12 protein-coding genes are annotated in these 19276 nt (G+C 61.3%); 11 read left to right on the forward strand and 1 reads right to left on the reverse strand.

Features of this window, described 5'->3' with window-relative positions:
- The first annotated feature begins 7 nt into the window (after positions 1 to 7).
- The 7 genes from KYK14_RS07700 to KYK14_RS07730 all read left to right on the forward strand — a co-directional run bounded on the left by KYK14_RS07700 (position 8) and on the right by KYK14_RS07730 (position 11372).
- Positions 8 to 1000 (forward strand): FecR family protein, encoded by a 993-nt coding sequence (locus tag KYK14_RS07700; RefSeq protein ID WP_219158250.1) that lies wholly within the window; start codon positions 8 to 10, stop codon positions 998 to 1000.
- 153 nt (positions 1001 to 1153) lie between these two features.
- Positions 1154 to 4528: a SusC/RagA family TonB-linked outer membrane protein gene (locus KYK14_RS07705; RefSeq protein WP_219158252.1), complete on the forward strand. Its 3375-nt coding sequence runs from the start codon at positions 1154 to 1156 to the stop codon at positions 4526 to 4528.
- Between the two features lie 19 nt (positions 4529 to 4547).
- Positions 4548 to 6203 (forward strand): RagB/SusD family nutrient uptake outer membrane protein, encoded by a 1656-nt coding sequence (locus KYK14_RS07710; RefSeq protein WP_219158254.1) that lies wholly within the window; start codon positions 4548 to 4550, stop codon positions 6201 to 6203.
- A gap of 1 nt (position 6204) precedes the next feature.
- Complete coding sequence (locus tag KYK14_RS07715) at positions 6205 to 7035, forward strand: endonuclease/exonuclease/phosphatase family protein (protein ID WP_219158256.1); 831 nt, start codon at positions 6205 to 6207, stop codon at positions 7033 to 7035.
- Positions 7036 to 7130: 95 nt separating this feature from the next.
- Positions 7131 to 8984, forward strand: a complete 1854-nt coding sequence (locus KYK14_RS07720) for an outer membrane protein assembly factor BamB family protein (RefSeq protein WP_219158258.1) — start codon at positions 7131 to 7133, stop codon at positions 8982 to 8984.
- 364 nt (positions 8985 to 9348) lie between these two features.
- On the forward strand, positions 9349 to 10278 hold the full coding sequence (locus KYK14_RS07725) for a helix-turn-helix domain-containing protein (protein ID WP_219158260.1): 930 nt from the start codon (positions 9349 to 9351) through the stop codon (positions 10276 to 10278).
- Between the two features lie 200 nt (positions 10279 to 10478).
- Positions 10479 to 11372, forward strand: a complete 894-nt coding sequence (locus KYK14_RS07730; protein ID WP_219158262.1) for an SDR family oxidoreductase — start codon at positions 10479 to 10481, stop codon at positions 11370 to 11372.
- A gap of 75 nt (positions 11373 to 11447) precedes the next feature.
- On the opposite strand, the gene KYK14_RS07735 is transcribed toward KYK14_RS07730, so the two are convergent.
- Positions 11448 to 12458, reverse strand: a complete 1011-nt coding sequence (locus KYK14_RS07735; protein ID WP_185284157.1) for an SDR family oxidoreductase — start codon at positions 12456 to 12458, stop codon at positions 11448 to 11450.
- Positions 12459 to 12711: 253 nt separating this feature from the next.
- On the opposite strand from KYK14_RS07735, the gene purU reads away from it, so the two are divergent.
- From purU to KYK14_RS07755, 4 genes are all read left to right on the forward strand, one after another.
- Positions 12712 to 13545: a formyltetrahydrofolate deformylase gene (purU, locus tag KYK14_RS07740; protein ID WP_219158264.1), complete on the forward strand. Its 834-nt coding sequence runs from the start codon at positions 12712 to 12714 to the stop codon at positions 13543 to 13545.
- 121 nt (positions 13546 to 13666) lie between these two features.
- On the forward strand, positions 13667 to 16510 hold the full coding sequence (locus KYK14_RS07745) for a TonB-dependent receptor (protein WP_219158266.1): 2844 nt from the start codon (positions 13667 to 13669) through the stop codon (positions 16508 to 16510).
- Positions 16511 to 16561: 51 nt separating this feature from the next.
- Positions 16562 to 18079, forward strand: coding sequence for a T9SS C-terminal target domain-containing protein (locus KYK14_RS07750; RefSeq protein ID WP_219158268.1), 1518 nt, complete (start codon positions 16562 to 16564; stop codon positions 18077 to 18079).
- Positions 18080 to 18234: 155 nt separating this feature from the next.
- Complete coding sequence (locus KYK14_RS07755) at positions 18235 to 19254, forward strand: type IV toxin-antitoxin system AbiEi family antitoxin (RefSeq protein WP_219158270.1); 1020 nt, start codon at positions 18235 to 18237, stop codon at positions 19252 to 19254.
- Positions 19255 to 19276: the final 22 nt, after the last annotated feature.

Raw genomic sequence — 19276 nt, forward strand, 5'->3', positions numbered from 1 at the left:
CAGCTGTATGGACGCGCACCACTATCACGCCTTCCTGGAAAAATACGCGGCGGGCCGGCACACGGAGGCCGAGCACCTGGCCTTTCGGCAGTGGCTGCTGCATGCCACCCCGGCGCAGCTAGAGGAAGTGCTGGACCACTACGCCGCGTTGCAGCGCCACCGCCTACCCCAGCATCCGGCGCCGGCGGCCGTAGCCGCCCTAGAGGCCCGCCTGAATGCGCTGGCCCCTATCCCGGCACCTGCCGTAGCGCGCCGCCCGATGCGGTGGCTATCCGTGGCGGCTATGGTGGCCCTGCTGCTGGTGGCCGGGGCGGCGTACTGGCTGCGGAGCGCCCGCCCAACGCCTACTGTGGACTACCGGCAGCAGCACACAGCCGCTGGCCAGAGAGCCCGCCTGGTGCTGGCCGATGGCAGCGTGGTGCACCTCAACGGCAACAGCACTTTGTCCTACCCCACCACTTTCGAGGGAAACACCCGGGAGGTGCAGCTGCGCGGCGAGGCGTATTTCGAAGTGGCCAAAGACCCAGCGCATCCCTTCATTATTCACAGTGGCCGGCTGCGCACCCGTGTGGTGGGTACCAGCTTCAACGTGTATGCCTACCCCCACGCCCGGCAGCAGGAAGTGACGGTGCTAACGGGCAAAGTGGTAGTACAGGACTCAGCCAGTACGCGGGCCGTGACGCTGCGCCCCGCGCAAAAGGCGGTGCTGGCCGCGTACTGGCTGACGGTGGAGCCGGCCCCTACCCCCGCCCAAAGCATTGCCTGGCAGCAGGGCCGCCTGGTATTCGACCAAGCTGCGCTGCCCGAAATCGTGGACAAGCTGGGGCAGCGCTACGGCGTCCGCATCACGCTGAACTCGGAGCAACTGCTGCGGTGCCGGCTCACGGTGGAATTTGGCCAGGAGCCGTTGACCGATGCGTTAGAAATTCTCTCCGCCCTTACGGGCAGCACTTATACACTTCAAGAACAGCATGTTATCCTACAGGGTGCAGGCTGTTGATTTGTTTTTCTCACCTGCTTACGCGCTTCAACCTTTTCCCTACCCCTAAAAAAAGAGCCGGACGTGCGGCAAACACGCCCGGCCCCTGGCCTGCCCCGGCAGCTACTGGACATAGCCGCCGCGGAATCATCTAAAAACAAACCTTTCAAAAGTATGCTGAAAAATTTCTACTCCCGCATGGGGGCGGCTCGGTGCGTCTTGACGCGACCGGTTTGCCTGGGCCTGCTGAGCCTGACGCTGGTAGCGTGGACCTCGCCCGAGCAGGCACAACTCAATATTCATCAGCGGGTTAGCGTGCAGCTACAAGGCAAGACGCTGCGCCAGACCTTGCAGAAGCTCAGCACTGTGGCCCACGTGCCCATTGCCTACGCCAACACCCTACCCCTGGACCGCAAAGTGACGGTGGAGGCCACCAACGAGCAGCTCGACGACGTGCTGAACCGGGTGCTACAACCCTTGCAGTTGCGCTACCGCGTGGTGGCCGAGCGCATCCTGGTGGAGCCCCTACCCATCACCAAATCTACCAGCGCCGCCCCGGCCAGCGTGGTAGAAGGTACCGTGCTGGATGCCCAGGCGGGCGGCGGCCTGCCCGGCGTGAACGTGCTGGTGAAGGGCACCACCACCGGCACCGTGACGGACGCCCAGGGCCGCTACCAGCTGACGGTGTCCGACGGCGCGACCACGCTGGTGTACTCCTTCATTGGCTATCTGACGCAGGAAGTGGCGCTGGATAACCGCGCCACCGTCAACATCCGGCTGGCGCCCGATACCAAGTCATTGGAGGAGGTGGTGGTGGTCGGCTACGGCACCCAGAAAAAGGTGAACCTGACCGGGGCCGTGAGCAACATCAGCGCCACTGACATTGCCGACCGCCCCATCACCAACCCTACCTCGGCCCTGCAAGGCCTGATGCCGGGCGTAACGGTGGTCAACTCCTCGGCCCTACCGGGTAGTAACGGCAACTCCATTCGTATTCGGGGGATAGGCACGCTGGGCAATGCCAACCCGCTGGTGGTGATTGACGGCGTGCCGGGCGGTGACCTGGACATTCTGAATCCCAATGACATCGAGTCGATTTCGGTGCTGAAGGATGCGGCTTCGTCGTCTATCTACGGGGTGCGCGGGGCCAACGGGGTAATTTTGGTGACCACTAAGCGCGGCAAAGAAGGCGCGGCCCCGGCCCTCACCTACACCAACTACATCGGTTTTCAGACGCCCACCGCCCTTCCCAAGACCCTAGGCTCGGTGGACTACATGACCCTGCTGAACGAGGCCCAGCGCAACGTGGGCCGGGTGCCTACCTACACCGACGCCGAAATAGAAACGGCCCGCAATGGCTCCGACCCCAACTACTTCGCCAACACCAACTGGATTGACGAGATATATAAGAAAAGCGCCCCCCAGCAAAACCACAACGTGAGCCTGAACGGCGGGGCCAAAAACCTGACTTACTACCTGTCCTACGGCAACCTCAAAGAGGGCGGCCTCATCACCGGCGACAACTACCAGGCCCGGCGCAACAACGTGCGCGTGCGCCTGAGCACCACTCTAGCCGACCGCCTGGACCTGGACGCCAACCTGGGCTATATCAACCGCGAAGTGCAGGGCTCGTCGGAGGGTGTAGGGTCGAACTCGGGGCCGCTATACGCCACGTTGCAGATTCTGCCGCTGGTGCCGGTGCGCTTCACCACCGGGGGCTGGGGCTACATTGGTGGGCAGCGCAACCCCGTGGCTGTCACCACCGACGGCGGCACCAACAACTTCCGCTCCCAGGAACTAACGGCCAACATGCGCGGCACCCTGCGTTTGTTCGACGGCTTTCGGCTGCGCGGGCAGTACGGGCTGGTGACCTACAGCTCCAAGCGCAACATTTTTTCCAAGACCATCAACTACTACAGCCCCCTCGATAACTCGCTGATTTATCAGACTAACGCCAAAAACACCATCAGCGGGGCCAATTACATGCGTACCTACCAGACCTTTATCGGGATGGCCGAGTACGAGAAGCGATTTGCCGATCAGCACGACGTGAAGCTGCTGCTGGCTGCCTCGCAGGAATCGACGGTAGGGGAAGACCTAACGGCCAGCCGCCAATCGTTGCCGACGCAAAGCGTGGGTGCCATTAATTTGGGCACTGAAAATCAGCTGAATAACGGGCAGGCCTACCAGAACGCGCTGCGCTCGGTGTTTGGCCGGGCCAACTACATTTTCAAGGACCGCTACCTGCTGGAAGGCAACTTCCGCTACGATGGCTCTTCACGCTTTTCGCCCGATGTGCGCTGGAACCTGTTCGGCTCGGGTTCCGTGGGCTGGATTTTCTCGGAGGAAGCCTTCTTTGCGGGGCTGCGGGACGTGGTGCCGCTGGCCAAAATCCGGGCGTCGTACGGCACCCAGGGCAACGACCTGGTAGGAAGCGACTATCCCTACTTGGCTACCATTGGGCCGGTGAGCACCATGCCCATCGGCAACCAGCAAACGCTGGGCTACGCCCAAACCGACATCCCTAATACGCTTCTCACCTGGGAATCGGTGCAGAAAACCGATGTAGGTATTGACCTGGGCCTGCTGCGCAACCGTTTGACAGTGAGCGGGGATTATTTCATCAACCGCACCAACGATATTCTCTTGCGCGTGGCGCTGCCCGACGTGCTGGGCGCCACCGAGCCGTCGCAGAACGCCGGCAAGGTGGAAAACAAAGGCTGGGAAGTGCAGGCCAGCTGGCGCGACCAAGTAGGCCAATTCACCTACGGTCTGTCGGGCAACCTCTCCGACGTGCGCAACAAAGTAGTGAGCCTGGGCGGCACGCCGCCTACCTTCGGCGACCGGGTGCGCTTCCTGGGCGAGCCCATCGACGCCTTCTACGGTCTGGTGGCCGACCGCATTGCGCAGACCTCCGACTTCGACCTCGACGCCGGCACCAACCGCTACACGCCGCGCTTCCCGGTACTTGCCGGCGACCCGGTGCAGCCCGGCGACCTGATTTACAAGGACTTGAACGGCGACGGTGTGATTTCCCTTGACCAAGACCGGAAGGTAATTGGCAGCGCCATTCCGCGCTACACCTACGGCGTGCGGGCCAACGCCGCCTGGCACGGGATAGACGCCACCATCTTCTTTCAGGGGGTAGGCCAGGCCGATGGGTACATCTACGGGCCTGCCCGCCACGCCTACATCAGCGAGGGTAGCCTGCCCCAGGAGATTCACCTGGACCGTTGGACGCCCGAGAACACCGGCGGCTCCTACCCGCGCCTCACCTACCAACAGTCGCACAACCAGCGCTTGTCTACTTACTGGCTGGAAGACGCCAGCTACCTGCGTCTGAAAAACGTGCAGGTGGGCTACACCCTACCCGCCTCCCTCACCCAGCGGGTGCGCGTCAGCCGCCTGCGCCTCTACGCCTCGGCCGACAACCTCTTCACGCGCTCGGATTTCTTTTACGGCTACGACCCCGAGTCGCCGGTGAGCCAGGGCGGCTTCTACCCCCAGGTGAAAACGGTGGTGTTCGGCCTCAATGTCACGCTTCAATAGTCTTTTCCTTCTTCTTGATATGAAACGTTTTGTAGTATACAGCCTACTAGGCCTGAGCTTATTGACCAGCGCCTGCCAGGATGATTTTCTGGACCGCGTGCCGCTGGACGAGCTGGTGGACGAAACCTACTGGGAAAACGAAGAACAGCTACGCCTAGCCACCGATGCCTGCTACGCCTACCTGAAAGCCAAGAACACGGTAGACATGGAGAATCTGGGCGATAACACCATCTGGCCTTCTGTCACGGACTACCAGCGCATTGCCAGCGGCAACTTCACCAACGACATAGGCGCCCTCAACAACGAGTGGACGGGTAGCTACGACGGTATCCGCCGCTGCAACGCCTTTCTGGCCAACTACCAGCGCGCCGAAGTGACCGACCCCGCCCGCAAGGAAGCCCTGGCCGCCGAGGTGCGCGTGATTCGGGCCTATCTCTACAGCTACCTCACGGCCTTCTACGGCGACGTGCAGCTGGTGACAACCCCGCTGGAAATCGATGACCCGCTGGTGTACGGCACCCGCACGCCCCGCGCCGAGGTGGTCGACTTCATGCTGAAAGAGCTGGACGAAGCCGCGGCCGCCCTACCCGCCGCCATTCCTACGGGAGCCAATCTGGGCCGCATTAGCCGGGGCGCGGCATTGGCCCTGAAGGCCCGCGTGGCCCTGCAAAACCAGCGCTACGCCGCGGCCGAGCAGGCCGCCAAAGCCGTGATGGACCTGGGCGTATACCAGCTCTACACCGCTGGCGGCACCGCCAACGCCTACCGCAACTTGTTCACCTACGCTGGCAAGCTGGCGGCCGGCGCCAACAAGGAAACCATTCTGGCCCGCACCCACCTGGCCGACATTTCGATGCACAACCTAAGCCGCGAGATTCAGGTGCCCGACCAAAACGCCCGCTGGAACCCCACGAAATCGTTGGTGGATAGCTATTTGTGCAGTGATGGCCTACCCATCGACAAGTCGCCGCTGTATAAGGATACCACGTATGCCGACGTGTTCAAGAACCGCGACCCGCGCATGGTGCAAACCATCTTGCAGCCCGGCGCGGCCTGGGGCGGCCGCTTCGACGGCAATCCGCAGAACACCAACCCGGCCGTGTATACCACGCCCAAGTTCCGCTCCGACCGCCGCGGCTCGGTCACCATCACCGGCTACTACTTCACCAAGTACGTGGAGCTGAGCACGGTAGGGCAGGTTAGCCGCGACGCCAACGATATTCACCTGATTCGCCTGGCCGAGGTGCTGCTGATCTACGCCGAAGCCCGCCTGGAGCAAAACAAGCTCACGCAGGCCGATGTGGACCTGACCATCAACAAGTTACGACAGCGCGTGGGCATGCGCGCCATGAACCTCGCGGAGCTGACCACCAACGGCCTGGACGTGCGCACCGAGCTACGCCGCGAGCGGCGCGTGGAGCTGGCGCTGGAAGGTCAGCGCTACTTCGATATCCTGCGCTGGCAGCAGGGCAACCTATTGGCCGAGGACGTGAAGGGCATGAAGAAAGCCTGGGCACGCTCGGCCGCTGACGTTGCCAACCAGCCCACCGATGCCAACGGCTTCATCATCGTCAACCGCAACCGCACCTTCACAGCTTCGCGCAACTATCTGTGGCCTATGCCGCTGGTGCAGCTGGAGCGCAACCCAAACCTGGGCCAGAATCCTGGCTGGTAGTATGAAGAACCTATTTTCCTGCCTCCTGCCGCTACTGCTGGCGTGCAGCGCCACCAAATCGGCCGACCCAACACCTACCCCACTGGCCCCTGCACCCGTGGCGCCGGCCCCTACCCTGCGCGTGATGAGCTACAACGTGCACCATTGCAGCCCGCCCAGCCGCCCCGGCGTCATCGACCTACCCGCCATTGCGCGCACCATTGAGGCCCAACACCCCGATGTGGTGATGCTCCAGGAAATAGACGTGCACACCGGCCGCTCGGGCACCGGCAGCCACCAGGCCCGCGAGTTGGCCGAGCAACTGCACATGCACGCCTACTTCGGCAGGGCCATTCCGCACGACGGCGGCGCCTATGGCGTGGCGCTGCTTTCGCGCTACCCCTTGCAGGACACCATTGTGCACCGCCTGCCTACCCAGGACGGCACCAACGGCGAGCCGCGCGTGTTGGCTGCGGCCACCATTTCCCTACCCTCGGGCCAGAAAATCCGCGTCGGCTGCACCCACTTCGACGCCCAGCGCACCGACCAGAACCGCCAGCTGCAAGCGGCGGAACTGGTGCGGTTGGCGCAGGCGGAGAAGCTGCCGTTCGTGGTAGCCGGCGACTTCAACGCGGAGGCCAGTTCGCCGGTGATGCAGCAGGTGGTTACTGCTCTCAAGCCTACCTGTCAGTCGTGCGCGCCTACCATCCCGGTGGTGACGCCCACCAAGGCCATCGACTTCATCACGTTCGCCCCGCAGGCCCGCTTTCAGGTGGTGAGCCACCAGGTAGTGGCCGAAACCTACGCGTCGGACCACCGCCCGGTGGTAGCCGAGCTGCGCTTTTCGAAGTAGGTATCAGCTACTGAAATACCTGTTCTTCAACCACTCACGCTGACAAAGGGCTGCCACGGTTCGGCAGCCCTTCTGTTTACGACTCGCTCCTACCTATGTCTATTCGTTTCCTGTTTCGCCTGCTGACTATCTGCCTGCTTTGGCCGAGTGCCGGCGCGTTGGCGCAATCCACCCCGGCTGACACCCTCCGCTTTGCCCTGATTACCGATACCCACATTGGCAAGGCCGGCAACGACAAGAGCCTGGCGCGCATTGTGGCCGATATCAACCGCAACCCGCGCATCCGCTTTGTGGTGGTGACGGGTGATGTGAGCGACTTCGGCCTCACCGATCAACTCCAACAAGCCAAAGCCCTGCTCGATCAGCTCAACAAGCCCTACTATTGCCTGCCCGGCAACCACGATACCGGCTGGTCGGCCAGTGGCGGACTGGCCTTCAACCAGTTGTGGCACGATCAGAAGTTTGTGGCCGACGTGCAGGGCGTGCGCCTGGTGGGCGTGAGTACCGGCCCGTATGGCCGCATGAGCCGCGGCTACGTTCCCCAGGACCAGCTACGTTGGCTCGATAGTCTGGCCCGCGCTACACCGCCTACCCAACCAGTGCTGTTTTTCGCGCACTACCCCCTCAACGACCAACTAAGTAATGCGCCCGCCGTGCTCGCGCAGCTCCACCACTTCCGGACGCAGGCTATTTTCTGCGGCCACGGGCACGTGAACCAGGTGTTTGACTTCGGCGGCCTGCCCGGCGCCATGACCCGCACGGCGCAGCAGCGCGAAGGCAACGTGGCCTATAACGTGGTAGCCGTCACGCCCGACTCGGTGCATCTGCGCATGGTGCAGCCAGGGCAGCCGGCGCTGGCCCCGTGGGCACGGTTTGCCGCGGGCCGGCCGCCCAGAGTAGCAACTCAAGCGGCAGCGCCCGTACTGCCTACCCCAGCCTACCCTTCGGGCAAAGCCATTTGGCAATACCAGGACCGCGGCAACCTGGTGGCCAAGCCCGCCGTGTGGAAGAACTCGGTGTTGATCGGCAACTTGTTAGGTGAGTTTAAGTCGCTTTCCTTGCGTGATGCTACCCCCAACTGGACGTTTAAAAGTCGGCAGTCCATTTACTCTTCACCGGCCGTGGCGGGTCAGCGCGTGGTATTCGGCTCGGCCGATAGCACGATCTACTGCTTGCACGCCCGCACCGGCCGGGTACTGTGGCGGGTGAAAACCGGCGGGGCCGTGCTGGCTTCGCCCCTCATCGACCACAACACAGTCTATATCGGCAGTAGCGACTTGACCTTCCGTGCCCTTGATCTGGCTACCGGTAAGGTGCGCTGGACGCACACCCAGCTGGCGGGCTTTCCACCCGCCACCCCGGCGCTGGCCGATGGCAAAATCGTATTTGGTACCTGGAACAAAACGCTCTACGCCCTGAACGCAGCCGATGGCACCCTGGCCTGGCAGTGGCGCAACGAGCAGCGCAGCCACTACTACTCGCCGGCCATGTGCACGCCCGTTATCCAGCAAGGCGTCGTTTACACCGTGGCCCCCGACGAGCAGCTACACGGCTTCGATCTGCACACCGGCCAACCGGTAGCCGCTGATGGCCGCTGGCGCGTGCGTGAGTCGCTCGGCGGTGATGCGCAAGGCGGCCTACTCGTTGCCAAGACCATGCAGGACAGTGTGGTAGCTTGGCACACCCGCCCCGGTGCGGCACCCCAGCCGGCCTGGAGCCTGGATGCAGGCTTCGGGCAGGACTTTTCAGCTTCCATGCCGGTGGTGGGCGGCGAGTTGGTGGTATTCGGTACCACGTTTGGGCAGGTGGTTGCCATAGACAAGACCACGCGGCAGGTGCGCTGGCGGTATGCTCTGGGCGAAGATATGGTGAACACGCCCCGCCTCGTGCTGGGCCGCGGCGTGCTCGTTAGCAGCGCCGATGGTAAGCTGGCGCTACTAGCGCTGTAAGTGTCCTTATTTCAAGTAAGCATCAGATAATCAACACTTACCTATTGAAGGTATTTAAGACGTTAGTTGCGTTAAATTGGATAACCGTTTAAAGGATGTAGAGCCGCATATGTGCGTCTCGTTGTCTGCTCCTCGTGGCCGAAACCGTTCAACGACGAGACGCACATATGTGTCTCTACATCGTGCAACAACTAACGCAAACAGATTCTTAGAGTCTTCGCTGCCGCGCCAGTGACAAACCGATACTACGCCGCCTGATAAAACCTAGGGAACCTATTCGTCCTGCTACTATATCTATCGCTTCGTCGCTACTACCCACTCGTACAGCCTAAACCATTACCTTTGATTTTTACAACCATTGGTTATGGACCCCAACTCTCTCGAAGCCTTTTATACCAAGATTGCGGAGCAGGATAATGGGGCCGCAGGCGTGATGCCGCCAGCGGATTTGCAGCGGGAAATCGGCCATTTCAATGTGTTCAACGTGGCCGTACTGATGCGGCGGCGTCACGAGCGGCCGCCGATGACCTTTGACCGGCGTGCCTTCTACAAAATCAGCCTGATTCAGGGCCGCAGCCGCATCGAATACGCCGATCAAGCCGTGGAGGTGGCGGGACCGGCTCTGTGGTTTGCCACCTCGCGAGTGCCCTACCGCTGGCTTCCCCACGACCAGAACCAAACGGGGCATTTCTGCATCTTCACCGAAGAATTTCTACTTCCTGTGAAAGGTGCGCTGGCTGTGGAGGAACTCCCCGTTTTTCAACCGGGCGGTTGCCCGTTGCTACCCCTCAGCCCCGACGAACATGCTGCATTGGCTCCTATTTTCGAGAAAATGGAGCGTGAGATGGCTTCCACGTATACCTACAAGTATGACCTGCTGCGTGCTTACTTATTGGAGCTGATTCATGCGGGGCAGAAACTTCAGCCGGTTCCTATCCAAACGCCTGCGCACAACGCCTCGGCGCGAGTAGCAGCGCTGTTCACTGACCTGCTGGAGCGGCAGTTTCCGCTGGCTACCCCGCAGCAGCAGCTACCCCTGCGCACAGCCAAAGACTACGCCGACGCCCTGGCCGTGCACGTCAACCACCTCAACCGGGCACTTAAGGATACTACCGGCCACACCACGACCACCCTCATCAGCAACCGGGTAGCCCAAGAAGCCCGTATGCTGCTAAAACAAACCACCTGGACCGTCTCGGAAATTGCCGACAGCCTGGGCTTCGCCGATGTGGCGCACTTCTGCAACTTCTTCAAGCGCCAGACCGGGCTAGTGCCAGGGGCCTTTCGGGGGTAGAAGGGTAGGAAGAAAGAGGCCCATCAAAAAGCAGCCCGTCACGTCTCGACCAGCTCGACGTGACGGGCTGCTTTTTCTTAGAACGCCCTTCTCCTTTGTTTGAATTCTTCAGTAGATGGTTTGATCCGCGCAGACGTGCTACGCTCTGCTTGCCGGACTTTTGTGGAGTCATCAGCATCACACTTCACACAACCACACATATGCGCATTTTCGTTACCGGCGCGACGGGCTTCGTAGGCTCGGCCGTTGTACAGGAACTACTTGGCGCGGGCCACCAGGTGCTCGGCCTCGCTCGCTCCGAAGAAGCCGTCCAGGCCTTAACTGCTGCCGGTGCTCAGGCACACCGCGGCTCTCTCAACGACCTCGACAGCCTGCAACGCGCCGTCGCCGAAACCGATGGGGTCATTCACTGCGCGTTTATTCATGACTTTACGCAGTACGCCGCCGCGGCCGAAGCAGACCGCCGTGCCATTGAAGCCATGGGCGCTGCCTTGGCGGGCTCAAACCGGCCCTTTATTGCTACGTCTGGCTTCGCTGGCCTCACACAGCAAGGTGAGTTGCTGACCGAAGAGGATGCCCGTGACGCCAAGGTGCCCGCCATGCGCCACTCAGAAGACGCGGCGCTAGCGCTGGTGCCCCAGGGCGTGCGGGCCATGGTGCTACGCCTGGCGGCCTCGGTGCACGATGCCGGCGACCACGGCTTTGTGCCTACCCTCATCAGCATTGCCCGCGAAAAGGGCGAAGCGGCTTACGTGGGCGACGGCCATAACCGCTGGCCCGCCGTGCACCGCCTCGATGCGGCCCGGCTCTACCGGCTGGCGCTGGAAAAAGGCGTGGCAGGCGCCCGCTACCACGGCGTAGCCGACGAAGGTATTCCGATACGGACCATTGCTGAAGTAATCGGCCGCCACTTGGGCGTGCCCGTTGTGAGTAAGTCGCCGGAAGAAGCTGGCGCGCATTTCGGCTGGATGGCGGGCTTCGCGGGCCTCGACTTGGCTGCTTCCAGCGCCCTCACGCAGCAGCGCCTGGGCTGGCAGCCTACTCACAAATCCCTTCTGGCCGACCTGGAGCAGGGCGACTATTTCAGGCACTAAAAGTGAACAACCCGTTGTAATGAAAACGCCCCAGCATCCGCTGGGGCGTTTTCATTACAACTATATGCTATATGGCTATGGCAACCCGTTGCCGCCGGCCGCACCAAAGATCTGACCTGTAGAATAACTGGCCAATGGGTCGGCGAGCTGCACGTAGATAGAGCCTAGCTCCGCTGGCTGGCCGGGGCGGCCCAGGGGCGTATCTTCGCCGAAGGTTTTCTGTTTCTCGGGCGTAGAGCCACCTTTGGCTACCTGCAAGGGCGTCCAGATGGGGCCGGGCGCCACGCCGTTCACGCGGATGCCCTTCGGCCCGAGCTGCTTGGCCAGCGAACGAACGAAGTTGGTGGTGGCCGCCTTGGTCAGGGCGTAGTCGAACAGGTTGGCCGAGGGGTCGGTGGCCTGCACGGAGGTAGTGCCGATGATGCTGGCGCCGGGCTTGAGGTGAGGTAGAGCCGCCTTCATCAGCCAAAACGGCGCGTAGATGTTGGTCTTGATGGTCCAGTCGAACTGCTCGGTGCTGATGTCGGCAATCGACTCGTGCGACTGTTGCCGGGCCGCGTTGCTCACCAGGATATCCAGGCCGCCGAGCTGGCGCACGGCGTCATCTACCAGCTTCTTGCAAAAGGCCTCGTCGCGCAGGTCGCCGGGAATAGCTACGCCTTTCTGGCCCGCTTTCTTGATCAGGTCGATAACTTCCTTGGCGTCGGCTTCCTCGGCGGGTAGGTAGTTGATGGCCACATCGGCCCCTTCGCGAGCGTAGGCAATGGCGGCGGCGCGGCCCATGCCAGAGTCGCCGCCCGTGATGAGGGCTTTGAGGCCTTTCAGGCGGCCAGAACCTTTATAGCTGGTTTCGCCGTGGTCGGGGCGCGGCTCCATTTTGCTAGCCAAGGCTGGCCAGGGTTGCTCTTGCGCCTTGAAAGGCGGTTTGGGGTAGGCGGTAGTAGGATCTTTGAGGACAACGGGAGCAGCCTTATCGGTAGCGGTAGCGGCTTCGGCCGACAGCATCGGCGCCGCGGCAGCTACGGCCAGACTGGCGCCTAACCCACTGATTATCTGACGACGACTCAGTTTATTTTCTTCGTTCATAGCCCTTCAAACGGGCACCAGCGCCTTTGGGTTAGGCCACGACGAGTGTAACTTTCGGCCTTTTCCACCCTACCCAGTGTGCTGCTGAGCGCTTTGGCCGAACAATACGGCTTGCTCAGCATGAGAGGGGCGTATTGGTAGGCTGCGTTGGCTGATTGTTCGGTAACAGGTAGGCAGCTCTGTAGCCCTAGCTTCTACTGTGGCTTTTTTGTGGCCGTCATTCTGTATTCTTGTGGCGCTACCCTACCCTTCTATGGCTAATACCCTGCTGATTCATTGCCCGGACGCGCCGGGCCTCGTCTATAAGATTACCGGCGTGCTGTTTAAGCACGGCCTCAACATCCTGCGCAACGGCGAGTTTGTGGAGCGCCACGACAACCACTTCTTCATGCGCACAGAGTTTGCCGGCACTTTCGAAGCCGAGGCGCTGCAACAGGAGCTGCGGGCCGTGCTGCCGCCCACGGCGGTGTTGCGCCTCTCCGATAATCGCCCCAAGCGCATAGTGCTGCTGGCTACCCGCGAGTACCACTGCCTGGGCGAGCTGCTAGTGCGTCACGCCTTTGGGGAGCTGAATGCCGAGATTCTGGCCGTGGTGAGCAACCACGAGGTGCTGGGCACCCTCACGCAGCAGTTCGGCATTCCCTTCCATCACCTGCCCCACACCGACCGCACCCGCGAGGCCCACGAGGCCGAGGTACTAGCCGTGCTGGCCGGCTACCAACCCGATTTTGTGGTGCTGGCCAAGTACATGCGGATTTTGTCGTCGGACTTTGTGGCGGCCTACCCTAACCGCCTCATCAATATTCATCATTCGTTCCTGCCCGCTTTCGTGGGGGCCAGCCCCTATGCGCAGGCCTACGAGCGGGGCGTGAAAATCATTGGGGCCACGGCGCACTTCGTCAACGAGCAGCTCGACCAGGGCCCCATCATTGCCCAAAGCGTCATCCCCATCGACCACACCCGCAGCGCCCAGGACATGGCCCAAGCCGGCCGCGACGTGGAGAAAATTGTGCTGGCCCGCTCCCTGCAATTGGTCTTCAACGAGCATGTGTTCGTGCACCGCAACAAAACCATCATCTTCGATTAATCTGACTTATTCAGTAGATAATACAGGCGTCATATACCTGCGCATTCCATAACAATCACTTAACAATCGGGACAAAATAGGGCAATCTAGCCGGGGGAGCTTTGCAGCATAATTCAAACCTATGCGGCACCCTCTTACTCTACTATTTTTTCTGCTGCTCAACCTGAGCAGCCTCGCAGCCCTGGCCCAAACGGGCACCGTTCGGGGCACTGTGAAGGACGCTACCACGCAGGAGCCTCTGATTGGGGGCACCGTACACCTGGAAGGCACTACCTTCGGTGGTCCCACCGGGGTAGACGGTGATTTTATCTTGGAGAAAGTACCTGTTGGGGAGTATACCCTGGTAGTAACCTCGGTTTCCTATAAGCCCACCACGGTACAGAAAGTGGCAGTGGTAGCCGACAAAACGACGGTGATTACTACCACGTTGGAGTCGGATAACAAGCAGCTCAGTGAGGTGGTGGTAACGGGCGTGCGCCGCACCAACACCGAAATGGCCGTGATTACGGAAATCCGCCAGGCCAACGTGGTGGTGAGCGGTATTTCGTCGGAGCAGATTGTGAAAACCCAGGACCGCGACGCGGCCGAGGTAGTACGCCGCATTCCGGGCGTGACGATTGTTGACAACCGCTTCATCCAGATTCGGGGCCTGAGTGACCGATATAATACGGTGTGGCTGAACGACGTGACGGCCCCCAGCTCGGAAACCGACCGCAAGTCGTTTTCCTTCGACGTGGTGCCCAGCTCCCTGCTCGACCGCGTGCTGGTATTCAAAGACCCCTCGCCGGAGCTGCCGGGCGATTTTGCCGGTGGCCTAGTGAAAGTGTACCTGCGCAAGCCCAATTTCAACGAGCGCCTACTCACGGTGAACTACTCTTCGGGCTACCGCGACGGCACCACGGGCAAGAACTTCTACAGCGACAAAACCCAGGCCGGCGACGCCTTTGGCTTTGGCGCAGTGAAGCGCAGCCTGCCCGGCGGCTTCCCTACCCTGGGCACGGCCTACCAACAGTACGAGCGTGATTTCTACGCCCGCCAGCTCGAAAACACTTTCCCTATCTATAAGATGAAGGCCATGCCGGACATCCGCTTCAACGCGGCCTACATGGACCAGATCAACCTGAGCAACCTGAAGATTGGTAGCATCACGTCGGTGAACTACACCAACACCTTCACCAACTTCCAGATTGACCGCAACCTGTACGACGTATCGGGCGAGCGTACCGACCAGTTCAAGGACAACCAATCAACCAACAGCATCCGTCTGGGCGCTATTCAGAACTTCAACGTGGTGCTGGACAACGGCGACCGACTGGAGTTCCGTAACCTGTTCAACCAGCAGGGCCGCAACCAAGTAACTACCCGCCAAGGCTTCGACAACAACGGGCAGCGGGTGCGCAACAACTACCTGCTGGGCTACCAGGGCCGCACCACCTACACGGGTCAGCTGGCCGGTCAGCACTCCTTCAACAAGGAAAAAACGAAGCTGGACTGGGTAGGCGGCTACGGCTACTCCAGCCGCAACGAGCCCGACCTGCGCCGCGTGTCCTACCAGTCGATTCCCTCGACTACCGACGGCGGGTTGCCTACCGAAACGGTATTGACGCCGGCTACCGGCCAGGTAGACGTGAACAACGCTGGCCGTCTCTACCAGAAGCTGAGCGAGCATAGCTACACGCTGAACGCCAACCTGAAGCACAACGTGGTAGTGGCCGACCGCACCGTAGAAATCGGCGCTGGCACCTACCTGGAATACCGCAAGCGTGACTTCAACGCCCGTGCATTTGGTTACTCGCTGAACACCAGCGGTATTCAGGGCCTGCGCAACGAGGCAGTAGGCAACATCTTCGATCCGCAGAACATCGGCACCGATGGCTTCCGCATGGATGAGGACCTGAACTCGACCTACCGCTACAATGCCTCCAACGAACTGGAAGCTGGTTATGTGTCGTTCAACATCCCACTCACTACCAAGCTGAAAGTGGTGACTGGCGCCCGCTACGAGCGCAACGTGCAATCCATTGCCACGGGCATCAACGGGCAGCCGGTAGAGCAGGACGTGACCACCAACTTCGTGCTGCCCTCGGCCAACTTCAGCTACAACTTCAACGAGAAAAACCTGGTGCGCCTGGCCTACGGTCGTAGCCTGAACCGCCCCGAGTTCCGCGAAGCCGCGCCGTTCTTCTTCTACGATTTCGACTTCAACGTGCTGAACTACGGCTCGTTGTACCTGAACCCCGACTCGCCCTTGAAGGTAGCCACCATCGACAACTTCGATATGCGCTATGAGCTGTACCCCAGCAGCGGCGAGCTGATCCACGTGGGCGCCTTCTACAAGCACTTCACGAACCCCATCGAGAACGTGGCCGTGCTGACCACCAACCTGGCGTACACCTTTGCCAACGCGCCCAGCGCCTACGCCTACGGGGTGGAAGTAGACATTAAAAAGAGCCTGAATTTCCTGGACGACGCCTTTGGCACCACGGGCCTGCGCAACCTGTCGGCCGTGTTCAACGCTTCGCTGATCAAAAGTGAAGTATCGCTGGGCCAAAACATTGTGGCTTGGGATAGGAACCGCGCCCTGCAAGGCCAGTCGCCCTACGTGTTCAACGGTGGCCTGTACTACCAGACGCCCGACAACAGCTGGCAGGTGTCGGCGCTGTACAACGTGTTTGGCCCGCGCATCCTGTTTGCCGGCAGCATCGACTACCCCGACGTAGTGGAGCTACCCCGCCACACCGTGGACCTCTCGCTGACCAAGACAATAACCGACCGCCTGACGCTGAACGCCGGTATTCAGGACCTGCTGAACCAGAAGGTGAACCTGGTGCAGGATTTCAACCGCGATAAGAAGTACACCAGCTCCGACCCATCGCTGACGGGCTACCGCCGCGGCACCTACTACACGCTGGGCCTGCGCTTCAACCTGGAGCCCCGCACGCGTCCGCTCACCCCAGTGCCGTAACCAACCTCTGCCTTCCCCTACTCCCTATTGCCCATTTTCATTTCACCCCATATGAAAAAGCATACTCGTTCCCTGGCCCTGGCGGCCGCCTTACTTGCTAGCCTCGCATCTTGCAGCAAGGAGGACACCACCCCCGCCCCCAACCAAACAGGCGGCGGCACCACTACCCCCACCACCCCCACCACCCCCAGCACTGGGCAATCGGTATCGGTAGATGCGCCCATCACGACCAACACCACCTGGACGGCTAGCAACAAGTACCTGCTGAAAGGCTATGTGTACGTGCAGTCGGGCGTGACGCTCACCATTGAGCCCGGCACCATCATCAAAGGCGACAAAGACACCAAGGGTGCCCTCATTATCGAGCCCGGCGCGAAGATTATGGCGATGGGCACGGCCGAAAAGCCCATTGTATTCACTTCCAATCAGCCCAAAGGCGCCCGCAACTACGGCGACTGGGGCGGCCTCATCATTGCTGGCAATGCCCCGGTGAATACGCTCACCGGTACCTCACAGCCCCAGATTGAGGGTGGCCCTCGCACGAAATATGGCGGAGACCAGAAAGCTGACAACTCTGGTACTCTGCAATACGTGCGCATCGAGTTTGGCGGCGTAGCCTTCTCGCCCGACAACGAGGTGAACGGCCTGACGCTGGCCGGTGTAGGCAGCGGCACTACCATCGACCACGTGCAGATTTCGTTCAGCGGCGACGACGCCTTTGAGTGGTTTGGTGGCACGGTGAATGCCAAATACCTGGTGTCGCACCGTACGTTTGACGACGACTTTGACACTGACAACGGTTTCGCTGGCAAGGTGCAGTTTGCCGTGTCGTTGCGCGACCCCTTGCAGGCTGACCAGTCGGGCTCTAAGGCGTTTGAGTCGGACAACGACAGCAAGGCCACTCCGGCTACTCCCCAGACCTCGGCGGTATTCTCCAACGTGACGGCAGTTGGTCCCATCATCAATGCCAACGGAGCCAACTACAGCCCCCAGTACACGGCCGGTGCGCACATCCGTCGTAATTCGAGCATCAGCATTATGAACTCGATTATTATGGGCTATCCGACCAACGTACTCATCGACCACAACCTGACGGCCGGTAACGCCGCCGCGGGCAACCTTAAGTTCAAGAATAACCTTGTGGCGGGTAGCCTAACGGGCTCCAACTCCACGGCTGGTCAGCGCAGCATTATCTTCGTTGGGGGTAGCGGTGGCGCCGGCAGCTTAACGGTAAACAACGTTATGGCCTCCGACTCCTCGGCTTGGGGCGCGGCAGTAGGGCCGCTCACCTGGCTGAAGGCCGGCGGCAACAAGCGTTACACTACTTCCGATAACGTGCAGCTGCTCAATCCTTTCAACCTAACGGCGCCAAGCTTTATCCCTCGCAGCGCTTCGCCCGCTACGGCCGCCACTGCCGCTGGCAGTGCCGCTGATTTCTCGGATAGCAAAGTGACGGACAGCTTTTTCACGAAAGTGAGCTACATCGGCGCCTTCTCGGGCACGGGCACCACTGCCGATAACTGGCTGACTGGCTGGACCAACTTCGATCCGCAAAACACGGATTACTAGCCTACTGCAAGCACGGCTTTTGCCGCGCCGACGCACACGCAAGACCGGGGCTGGCTACCAGCGCCGGTCTTGCTGTTTAGGGCCACTCCCGCACCTGCTTTCTCTCCTTTCCTCTACCACTGATTATTCCGGCTACGTAGGGCCGGTACCGTATTTTGTCATCCCTATTCTCTGCTTCCGTGCTGCTGGAGCAGGTTCGGTTGGGGTTGCAGCAGGCATTGGCTACCCGTATCAGCGCGGGGCCGGCTGCCGGCGCAGCCCAGCAAACCTGGCAGTTGGGCGCTAGCGCCTGCTTTAGCGTAGTGGCCCTACCCCTGGTAGCCGACACCACCTGGACCGGCGCCCTCGACCGCCTCACACAGTCTGGCCCGCCCTTGTTGGTAGTGGCCGAGCGCATATCGCAACAGGCCCGTACGCATCTGCGGGCGCGGGGCATCTGCTACGCCGATGCGGCCGGCAACGCCTGGCTGCGGCACGCGGCGGGCCTACTCGTGGCCCTGCGCGGCTACCAGCAGGCAGCCCCAGCGCCGGCAGCAGCCCCCATGCCAACAGCACCTACCACCGCGCCCCCGGCCCGGCTGAACGTGGCCGGTATGCGCCTGGTATTTCACCTGTTGCGCACGCCGGCACTGGTGGCTTGTCCGGTGCGGGAAATTGCCAAAACCACCCGCTTTTCGCCCTCGGTGGTGGTGCGCACGCTGGCCTACTTGGAGGAGCATGCCCTGTGGTCGGCCGATCCTGCCGGGTGGGTAGCCCTGCGGCCGGCGGTGGTAGAGCACTGGGTAGGGTACTATGCCTCTACCCTGCGCAACCGCCTGAACCCGCAACGCTACCGGTGGCTGACGGCCGCCCCGCCCGACTGGCCCTACCCCCTACCCCCAGGGTGCGTCTGGAGCGGCGAGGCCGCCGCTCAACGGCTGCTGGGCATCTCCGCCGATCCACCGCCTTTGCTCACAATTTACAGCACGCTACCCCGTGCTCAACTGGCGCATCACCTACAACTGGTACCCTGCCAGCGGGGACCCGTGGAATTGCTGAATCCGTATTTTTCCCCGTTCTTGCCTGATCCAGAGCAGTGCGCCCCGCCGCTGGTGGTCTACGCCGATTTGCTGGCCAGCCCGGCACCCCGCACTGCGGCGCTAGCCCAGCAGATTCGGCAGGCGGGGCTCTGGTAGTTGTCAGTTGTCAGTAACGGTA

The sequence above is a fragment of the Hymenobacter profundi genome (assembly GCF_019334315.1).
Classification (GTDB): domain Bacteria; phylum Bacteroidota; class Bacteroidia; order Cytophagales; family Hymenobacteraceae; genus Hymenobacter; species Hymenobacter profundi.

Excerpts from the sequence above, each read along its gene's own strand:
- KYK14_RS07715 (WP_219158256.1), top strand. The coding sequence starts at position 6,205 with ATGAAGAACCTATTTTCCTGCCTCCTGCCGCTACTGCTGGCGTGCAGC.
- KYK14_RS07710 (WP_219158254.1), top strand. The coding sequence starts at position 4,548 with ATGAAACGTTTTGTAGTATACAGCCTACTAGGCCTGAGCTTATTGACC.
- KYK14_RS07720 (WP_219158258.1), top strand. The coding sequence starts at position 7,131 with ATGTCTATTCGTTTCCTGTTTCGCCTGCTGACTATCTGCCTGCTTTGG.
- KYK14_RS07700 (WP_219158250.1), top strand. The coding sequence starts at position 8 with ATGGACGCGCACCACTATCACGCCTTCCTGGAAAAATACGCGGCGGGC.
- purU (WP_219158264.1), top strand. The coding sequence starts at position 12,712 with ATGGCTAATACCCTGCTGATTCATTGCCCGGACGCGCCGGGCCTCGTC.
- KYK14_RS07750 (WP_219158268.1), top strand. The coding sequence starts at position 16,562 with ATGAAAAAGCATACTCGTTCCCTGGCCCTGGCGGCCGCCTTACTTGCT.
- KYK14_RS07745 (WP_219158266.1), top strand. The coding sequence starts at position 13,667 with ATGCGGCACCCTCTTACTCTACTATTTTTTCTGCTGCTCAACCTGAGC.
- KYK14_RS07735 (WP_185284157.1), bottom strand. The coding sequence starts at position 12,458 with ATGAACGAAGAAAATAAACTGAGTCGTCGTCAGATAATCAGTGGGTTA.
- KYK14_RS07725 (WP_219158260.1), top strand. The coding sequence starts at position 9,349 with ATGGACCCCAACTCTCTCGAAGCCTTTTATACCAAGATTGCGGAGCAG.
- KYK14_RS07705 (WP_219158252.1), top strand. The coding sequence starts at position 1,154 with ATGCTGAAAAATTTCTACTCCCGCATGGGGGCGGCTCGGTGCGTCTTG.
- KYK14_RS07730 (WP_219158262.1), top strand. The coding sequence starts at position 10,479 with ATGCGCATTTTCGTTACCGGCGCGACGGGCTTCGTAGGCTCGGCCGTT.